The organism is Staphylococcus sp. GDY8P196P, assembly GCF_017891705.1.
GTDB lineage: Bacteria > Bacillota > Bacilli > Staphylococcales > Staphylococcaceae > Staphylococcus > Staphylococcus ureilyticus.
This window is the reverse complement of record NZ_JAESJS010000025.1, coordinates 1-7,939: the sequence shown is the minus strand read 5'-3', so window position 1 is coordinate 7,939 and position 7,939 is coordinate 1. Positions and strand designations below refer to the sequence as shown.

The following is a 7,939-nucleotide window of genomic DNA, read 5'->3' as shown; positions in this document are numbered from 1 at the left end:
AAGAGGTAGCCGATGCTATCCCTACGCCTGTAACTGAAAAGGACAGTACGCCTACAGATTTACAAGAATTGCAAAACAACATGGTTAAGCAAATCAATTCAAACTTTGAGTACAAGTTAGAGAGTAATAAAAACGAATTGCTCGATGCACTTAGGGACGTTGTAGGGAACACAAATGATAGCGAAGATATAAACACTCTCAAGGAAGAAAACGAACGTCTGAGAGCTTTATATGACGAAATAAAACGTACTTCTGATGAATTGAAACAAGAAAACGAAAAACTTCGTTCTGATATGGATCAGTTCCATAAAATGAGTATGTGGGAATTTAGAAAGTGGAAGAAAGATAAATAAGCTTAATTTTGAGCGCATTACGTTTTGAAGAAAATAACGATTTTATAACTATTAGTCAAAAAAGACTAACAGCTCAACCGAAATACTGGCTCAGTCTGAATATTTTCATAGTGAAGTACGTAGTCAAAAATGACCATATACACATAATTGTGTATGTGCTTTGCAAATAGCCTGACAACTGCATATATGCTATAATTCACTTGTATATAAAACGCATACAAGTTAGGAGTATTCACATGTTCTATGTATCTATCGCACGCATTGAACGTCTGCAATATGAAATGCATAACCGTATCACTCAAATAAGAAAGGTTACACAACCTAAATAAACGTTGCTATGACAATGTTTGTAGTGATTAATAAAATCATTATTAGCATTATCTACTTGCAACTATGTAAATCACACTATACAATAGGACTTGTATATACGGAAACGTATCTAATAAAAAAGCAACCACCTTTTACAGTGATTGCTTGAATTTATCAAATTGTCGTCTAGGTAATTGCTTGATTTCGTCAATGCCAATGACGTTATCGCGATATGCCTTAATTAAAATATCGTTTATATTGACGCTTGTCACGTCTGCTTTAACTAAAACTTTTTGTCGGGAGTTTTGGTTAAAGCTTTTTTTTATGTGATAAACGTTAGGTTTTTTGTAACTATATCCCTCTACTTCACTACGTATCGGGTCAATAACATTACTAGCAACAACGCCAATTCGTCCCAATTCCTCTAATTGATGAATGTATTTACGTAATGTACTTCTGTTTGCTGGGTTGCCATAATCTGCCATTGTCGAATACGCCATATAAAAGCTGTTTGAACCAATAGGTTGATGCCTTTTAGCATGTATTAGCATTGATAAATACAATTGCATTAACCTCATATTCTTTAGTGCCAATACGTCTTTAATCTCATCAGCATATAGCTCAATAGTTGTGTTACCATTTTTAAGTCCAATTGATGTATTGAATACATACTTAACAATTTTCTTTGTTTCACGCTCTATGTGACGTTCTGATGAGCTAACAAGTCTATTATAATTACGTTTACTATTTAGCATGATTTCATTAATGATTTGCTCAACGTAATATGGCTCATTACCTTGCCCTTTTAAATAAATAGCAATTAGTAGTGTGTACTTATTGCGTGTGTCGGGATATATCAACGTTTTATCTTGTAACATTTTGATAATATCTGTTTCAGCATGTTCTATTTGTTTTTCTGTTAAATCAAGCATATTAACTACGCCCGTAAATGTACGTGCCTCATCTTTAGTTAAGAATTTGCACAACTGATGATATATTTCTTCTGCTTGTATCTCGTACAAGTCTTTAAGGTTGTTTTTAGTTTTAAATCTAACTGTATCAAGTTGTTTAATATTATGAATGTTATTATTATTAAGTGCTTTAAATTTAGGACTAAAATAATCAACAAAATAGCAACGTTTACTAGTCTTTTGATGTATACCCAATGGTAGCTTTACGCCCTGTGTTGCTGTAGGTCGAAACTCAATATCTGATGTGCTATAACCTGTTCTCTCTAATACTTCACGATAGAACGCACGTAAGTATTCAACGTGTATCACATCATCAAAGAATAAATAAACGTGATAACCTTTGTTGCCACTATCAGCAACGGTTATATACTCTTTTGAAATATCAAACTCACTAATTAACGACCAGACCAACACACGCACATCATTACGTGCTTGTGCTTTACTATATGATCCAGTATCAATATCAAAACATAAATACTTAGAATAGACATCGCCACTGAATATGCCAATAGTTTTAGTACCTTGTAAATGGCTAATCAAATGACTACGTGCTAAACCATTATGCTTAACATAATAACTGCCATCGCTTTGCTGTTCGATACGTTTCTGTTTACTACTAATAAACAACTTCTCAAAGGCTTGCACAAGTGTAATATCTGTAACCTGTGCCATAGAGAACTCCTTTGCTATAGTTGTAATAATCCCTAGAGGGATAAATAAATATAATACATAGTACTTTATGTTACGTTTTGTACATATGCATAAAAAAATTATATAATTGCGTTCTAACTAATAACCTTGTTTTATTAAAAACTTCTCAATCTTATCTAGGTTTTCTGTTCCAAAGTTGTGACGATTAACAGCGTAACGTCGTAAGTTTGTGTAATCTACTTCAATCTCTTCTGCAATGAGGCTGTATTTAGGTTGATAGTTATCATGCCAATACTTGACTAATCTCTTACGAATTTCAGTATTACGTTTTGCTCTTTCCTGTTTGGTTGCCACTGTCATATTTACCACCTCCAATAACTTAATATATTTCTATAATACATGAATTAAATGTGAATAACAACAGTTTAGGGGTAGGGGTATGGATATTGTTATACTATAAATGTTTTCTTACTGTCCGTTAAGCATACACATACAAGGCTTTGCCCTCTCTCAATCAATACATATCTTTCTATACTGTGCATTTGCATAAGATTTGTCCTCCTCTCATATTGGATTACATAACTAATATAGCATTGACTAACTCAAGTTACGTTTTTATGCACATCTGTCTGTATTTAATTTTAACGGGTCGAGATTTCGGCTCTATTCATTCCACATCAATATAAAGATAATATCTTAAAATCTCACGGCGCAGATTTGCGTAGTGATTAGAGATTTAGAACAAATTTTAGAAAGCTCAAATGTGAGTTCTCTGATTATCCCTAACATTTACAAAGCCAAAAACAGTTATACGTTTACTTTGCATTTAGAGAGCGTATATAAGTATTTATGCTATTTGTGATGTTTTATACCTAAACTTAAATTATTAACGAATATGAGTGTCTAATAAGCCAACACAAACACATATATACTTCTTAATGTGTTTGTTTCTAATAAATATGTGTTATATACTATACTTACGAATTTGCTAAACTGCTTACGTTTCAGATATTAAAAGTTAAGTCCCAGCTTATCTTTTCTTGCCTTGTATACAAAAAAGCACCCGACCAATTAAGGTTAGGTGCTTTTTGTTTGATGTGATTATCATTTATTTTACATTTCGTTAGCTTTGGGTTGTACATCAACATATATTATGTACTTTTCTAAATTATACTCTTCTACTATTCTTTTAGAGTATGGTATTTCTTTATGTTCTTTTATGTACTTATAAAACTCTATTTCATTATATGTTGGATCTTCTATAGATACTACATCTTCATGTCTGACGATACGTCCAATAGATTCAGAATAAATAAAACTCCCCGTTTTCCCATTAGTTTTTGTATTAACATGTACATATATAGATAACAGTAAGCTTTGCCCATAAATACAATCATCATTTCCATTTGATTCTACTTCATCAACTAAAAAAACATGTTTTTTCGTTATAACTTTTTTCATATTATTCTCCACTTTCCATTTCTTGATAAAATTCTAATTCACTAAGGATTTGAATAGGTAATCCCTTATCTGCATTTATCTTCGCTTTTTTTATCTTACTAGATTCTTTATATCCAGTTGCTTTTTCTAAATTTTCTAAGTTTCCTATAACTAAATAATCTACATTTTCTGTAACTCTATCCACCCAGTTTGCCCCAATATTTGTAACAACTTGCGCAACCTCTTTTCTAGTATATTTTTGTAGTTTCCCAGTAAAACAAATAGTCTTATCAAAAAAGATACTATCTTCTTGAGGATTAATATTACTATAGTCTAACGCTATTTCAGTTGCTTTTGAGTGTTTTCGTTTAACAAAACCATTCTTATTCAGTTTTCCCATTTTAAAATCATGAGTATCACAAAATAATTCTATTGATTCTAACTCGTTATTATGATTAAAGTAAGTAATTATATTTGCACTTGCTTTAGCATCTTCTAAGGCGTTGTGATGTTCAAATGAATTTAACTCAAATTGAAAAACTAAATCGTTCAAACGATAGCTTGCTAAACCTTTTCTTAACTCCTGACTAATACGGTGTGAGCAAAAATAGTTATTATCCCAAATTGGCAAATCATATTTTGCCATGCAATCAGCTAAAGCATACATATCAAATCTTGTTGAATGCGCAACAAGATTATAATCTTTAGCAAAATTAGTAATATCATTATAAATATTTTCAAAAGTTGGACTGTCTACTACATCATCTTCATCAATACCGTGAATCATAACGTTAAATCCATCAAAATAAGTTTCTGGATCCACTAATGTATAATATGTATCTACAATTTCATTACCTTTTACCTTAACCATTCCCATTGCACAAATAGAACTTCTATCATTATTTGCTGTTTCTAAATCAATAGCTACAAAATCCATAATATCCCCCTTAATAGATAATCACTAGTTTGTTTATATAATACTATGTTCAAACAAAAAAAAGGCAATTAATTTTTTATTAATTACCTTTACTATGAATTAACTCAACATTTCTAAAATAGATTAATATTGAAATTCTTACAATGTTATTCTATTGTATTTATAACTACTCAAGACGGTACTTGAAAATGAATAAATATTGAATACACAAGTGTATACCGAACATGAAAAACGGCGCTGTTATGCGATTGTATATTTTATGTATACGGGATTTTAGATACGAACACTTTAAAACCACTGATAGCAAAGGGTCATTTGTATAGTACAGTTTACATAATGTAGCTTATCGGAAGTTACTTATACAAAATCTATGCATTACTTAGCATTTCCCATTAAACGATTAATCTTCGCTATCTTAGTCAATAAACACTTAATATCGTCTTTCTCCATAACATCATAATGTTCAAGTATCTTGTCTAATTTATAACCTAAATCACGTTGTATCCACTGTACTTCCTGTTTGTCTTTCTCATCGTTACTATAATGCTTTTCAAAGTATGTTATGTGATTATTTAAACTATCTTTGTATGTTTCAAAATTAATCATGTTTATCTTCCTTTCTAATCTTTTCCTACATCTTGAATAGCTTTTTCTATTCCTGTTGGTCTGTCTGGATCTATTGAAATTCCAGCATTAAGAAAGCCGAAAAATAAATGCCACGATATATACACAAGGCACGCTACTAATATTACTTGTAAAGCTACTAGCCACCAATTTCTCATTGTTACGTTGTCATATAACTTACGTATGAGTATGTATAAGCCCCAAATTGCTAACGGAATTATAATAAACCACCCTGCCCAGTAAATTATAAAAGCAAAAAATTCTTTTATTGGGTTAAATATATAATCGTCTAAAAAATCACTTATCATATTTCTGCCCCCCCTTTATTTTAATTTTGATATTAATTATTGATGTGATAGTAACATAACCCAACTACCCAATCGAATTTTTTTATAAATGCATTTAAAAAAACACCAACCTAATTTAATAGATTGATGTTTTGCAATGACTTGTAACAGTGCATGATTTACGCAACTCAATGCTCATAAATCGTTCTGTCAGCGTCCTTGTTATTCAGCTTTTGCTAATGGCTCGTTATTCATACCTAAAACAAACTTAAACATATGAGTTTTGTTCTTAGAAGCACTTTGATTATTACCTAACTTTTCTTTTAAGTCTTGTAACTCGTTATATTCTTTCGGCAATATATTATTTTTAATATCAGTTAGTTTTCTGTTCACATGGTTTTTAAATACTTCTTTTTCTGTTACGTCCATGTTTTCATTATCATTTATGTTTCTAATTAATAAATTACGTGTTTGCAATAATGCATTTGCATATAGTTTATCATGTTGTGCTTGATTAATTACCTCGTCTAATTCCTGTGTGTGAGGATTTCTTCCTGTGAATGTATTTGATAATTCATTTTGTAATTTGTTCAATATGTAATTATGTTTTTCTAACTCATATTGTGATTGTGGATCAATCGACATTGATACTTCACTTTCGACACGGCTAACACGTTTATGAGCTTGTTCTAATAACTGTTTAGATTTTTCATCAAATTCATTAAGTTCTTTTATTGTTTCATCAAATTTTTTCTGCTTGTATTCGTTTATCATTTCATTCAATGCATCTGTTGTGTACGTACTTCCATAGGTAGATTTAATGTTCTCTATACCCTCTGTAAATTCTTTTTGTTTATCAAAAGCAATCATATTATCAGCACGCTCTGTGATAGTGTTTATATCTCTGCGTAAACCTTGAATATCTGCCATATTTAGCACTCCCTTTGTAATTCATTTGATTTAATAAAATCTCTGTAATTATCCATTGTGATAATGTATTTTCTTCCGACTTTACTCGCTTTGAGTTCTCCACGCTTTATATACTCTCTGATTGTTTCTATGTTCATACCCAGTGACTGTGCTACATCATTTACAGTGTAAACTTCAAGTTCCTTTTTCATTTGTACCACCACCATTAGCAATACGTTTCAGTTCATCGGTTGTGATGTTTGAAAAGTCCGGTCTGTAATTAATATTGCCAGTGTGATTGATATTGTGCCGTTCATTCCATTCATTAGGCTTACGGTTTTTCAACCAAAAAATCATAGCTGTTGGATCTGGTGGCACATGTTCCTTAGTGACTTCAATGTGCTTTGTCTTATGTCCTGTGCCGTCGTCCTTTAGATATGTACGTGTCTTTTCTCTCTCATATCCTAATGCACGTTTGAGCAATGCGTTTTCTACTTCGAAATCAACGACCTCTTTGCCCTTTTTTATAGCCTTGCAAATATCTTCATACTCAGACTTCCAACGATAAAATGTAGTTTCATGTATGCCCATGTTATTCGCTATTTGTGTATTACTTAGTCCTTGCCTTGCCCAACCATTAAGCAAAGTCAATCCGTTATCATTTAACCATTCATCTACTTTGGGTTTAGCCCCTCTTTTTTCTTTGTTATTTTCCATAAATACATACCTCCTAATGATTAACACACGTTACTGTATATGTATTTATTCCTAAATTATTGGTTCCTCTTTTTTCAGAAACCAAAAATGTAGCTGTAATTTCTTCTCTTTTATAAGTTACAGACAAAAGTGTCTGTGACTATAAGTTTGTTGCACTTTTGTTGCCTTATGATTTTTTGCTATTCATATATATATAATTCTCTCAATTTTTTTATCTTTTCAATCAATATAAAACCCTTAATAAATACCTTTATGCCAATACTTTTAGTGCTTTAATTATAACATATTCCACTACTAATATATAGGTATTAACTAGGTTTTATGGTACTATCTTAATAGCGATTATCGGCAATATTATTAGGGGCAACAAACCCAATATTGATGCATCTTACATAACATTAGACCTGCGCAATAACGCCTCAAAGTCAACAAACTATATCTTTGTCGATAAACATAAACAAACACTGTTATTAAAGGAATTGAGGTGCAATTAAATGCAACAGACCAACGAATTAAGTACAAAAAATGCAAGCCAACTCTTAAAAATCTCTGTATCGTCTATGAGATTGTATGCACAAACTATGGAAGCTATGGGATATGAGTTTAAAAAAGTAGATAACGCAAGAAGATTTACTAAATATGATTTACAACTAATTAGTGAGGCAATGGAACGCTTTAAGCTAGTAGGTGGCACAATGAAACAAGCATTGCATTATACTATTGTGAAGTTTGAACAAGGTA

11 protein-coding genes are annotated in these 7,939 nt (G+C 31.3%); 2 read left to right on the top strand and 9 right to left on the bottom strand.

The features are described 5' to 3' along the window. Positions 1 to 353 (top strand): SH3 domain-containing protein (locus KA814_RS13230; RefSeq protein ID WP_210122795.1); only part of this gene is annotated, 353 nt, incomplete at its 5' end. A 461-nt stretch (positions 354 to 814) separates the two neighbouring features. On the opposite strand, the gene KA814_RS13225 is transcribed toward KA814_RS13230, so the two are convergent. The 9 genes from KA814_RS13225 to KA814_RS13185 all read right to left on the bottom strand — a co-directional run bounded on the left by KA814_RS13225 (position 815) and on the right by KA814_RS13185 (position 7,198). After that, positions 815 to 2,305, bottom strand: a complete 1,491-nt coding sequence (locus tag KA814_RS13225) for a TOTE conflict system archaeo-eukaryotic primase domain-containing protein (protein ID WP_210122794.1) — start codon at positions 2,303 to 2,305, stop codon at positions 815 to 817. A gap of 117 nt (positions 2,306 to 2,422) precedes the next feature. Beyond that, a complete protein-coding gene (locus KA814_RS13220; RefSeq protein ID WP_210122793.1) occupies positions 2,423 to 2,644 on the bottom strand; it encodes a hypothetical protein in 222 nt (73 codons plus the stop codon). Positions 2,645 to 3,397: 753 nt separating this feature from the next. After that, the gene (locus tag KA814_RS13215) at positions 3,398 to 3,745 is read right to left on the bottom strand and encodes a hypothetical protein (RefSeq protein ID WP_210122792.1); all 348 of its coding nucleotides are present in this window, start codon (positions 3,743 to 3,745) and stop codon (positions 3,398 to 3,400) included. A 1-nt stretch (position 3,746) separates the two neighbouring features. After that, positions 3,747 to 4,661, bottom strand: a complete 915-nt coding sequence (locus KA814_RS13210; RefSeq protein ID WP_210122791.1) for an exonuclease domain-containing protein — start codon at positions 4,659 to 4,661, stop codon at positions 3,747 to 3,749. A 375-nt stretch (positions 4,662 to 5,036) separates the two neighbouring features. Next, entirely contained in the window at positions 5,037 to 5,267 is a 231-nt protein-coding gene (locus KA814_RS13205; protein WP_210122790.1) for a hypothetical protein, read from the bottom strand. A 14-nt stretch (positions 5,268 to 5,281) separates the two neighbouring features. Next, a complete protein-coding gene (locus tag KA814_RS13200; RefSeq protein ID WP_210122789.1) occupies positions 5,282 to 5,593 on the bottom strand; it encodes a hypothetical protein in 312 nt (103 codons plus the stop codon). A 201-nt stretch (positions 5,594 to 5,794) separates the two neighbouring features. Next, on the bottom strand, positions 5,795 to 6,502 hold the full coding sequence (locus KA814_RS13195) for a hypothetical protein (RefSeq protein ID WP_210122788.1): 708 nt from the start codon (positions 6,500 to 6,502) through the stop codon (positions 5,795 to 5,797). Between the two features lie 2 nt (positions 6,503 to 6,504). Further along, positions 6,505 to 6,693, bottom strand: coding sequence for a helix-turn-helix domain-containing protein (locus KA814_RS13190; RefSeq protein ID WP_210122787.1), 189 nt, complete (start codon positions 6,691 to 6,693; stop codon positions 6,505 to 6,507). Next, on the bottom strand, positions 6,677 to 7,198 hold the full coding sequence (locus KA814_RS13185) for a transposase (RefSeq protein WP_210122786.1): 522 nt from the start codon (positions 7,196 to 7,198) through the stop codon (positions 6,677 to 6,679). The genes KA814_RS13190 and KA814_RS13185 overlap by 17 nt, the downstream gene beginning before the upstream one ends. A gap of 494 nt (positions 7,199 to 7,692) precedes the next feature. Here KA814_RS13185 and KA814_RS13180 point away from each other — a divergent pair. After that, a partial coding sequence (locus tag KA814_RS13180) for a hypothetical protein (protein WP_210122785.1) occupies positions 7,693 to 7,939 on the top strand: 247 nt, incomplete at its 3' end.

What these genes read in the sequence shown, in the direction of transcription:
- KA814_RS13225 (WP_210122794.1), bottom strand. Translation starts at nt 2,305, where the DNA reads ATGGCACAGGTTACAGATATTACACTTGTGCAAGCCTTTGAGAAGTTG.
- KA814_RS13220 (WP_210122793.1), bottom strand. Translation starts at nt 2,644, where the DNA reads ATGACAGTGGCAACCAAACAGGAAAGAGCAAAACGTAATACTGAAATT.
- KA814_RS13215 (WP_210122792.1), bottom strand. Translation starts at nt 3,745, where the DNA reads ATGAAAAAAGTTATAACGAAAAAACATGTTTTTTTAGTTGATGAAGTA.
- KA814_RS13210 (WP_210122791.1), bottom strand. Translation starts at nt 4,661, where the DNA reads ATGGATTTTGTAGCTATTGATTTAGAAACAGCAAATAATGATAGAAGT.
- KA814_RS13205 (WP_210122790.1), bottom strand. Translation starts at nt 5,267, where the DNA reads ATGATTAATTTTGAAACATACAAAGATAGTTTAAATAATCACATAACA.
- KA814_RS13200 (WP_210122789.1), bottom strand. Translation starts at nt 5,593, where the DNA reads ATGATAAGTGATTTTTTAGACGATTATATATTTAACCCAATAAAAGAA.
- KA814_RS13195 (WP_210122788.1), bottom strand. Translation starts at nt 6,502, where the DNA reads ATGGCAGATATTCAAGGTTTACGCAGAGATATAAACACTATCACAGAG.
- KA814_RS13190 (WP_210122787.1), bottom strand. Translation starts at nt 6,693, where the DNA reads ATGAAAAAGGAACTTGAAGTTTACACTGTAAATGATGTAGCACAGTCA.
- KA814_RS13185 (WP_210122786.1), bottom strand. Translation starts at nt 7,198, where the DNA reads ATGGAAAATAACAAAGAAAAAAGAGGGGCTAAACCCAAAGTAGATGAA.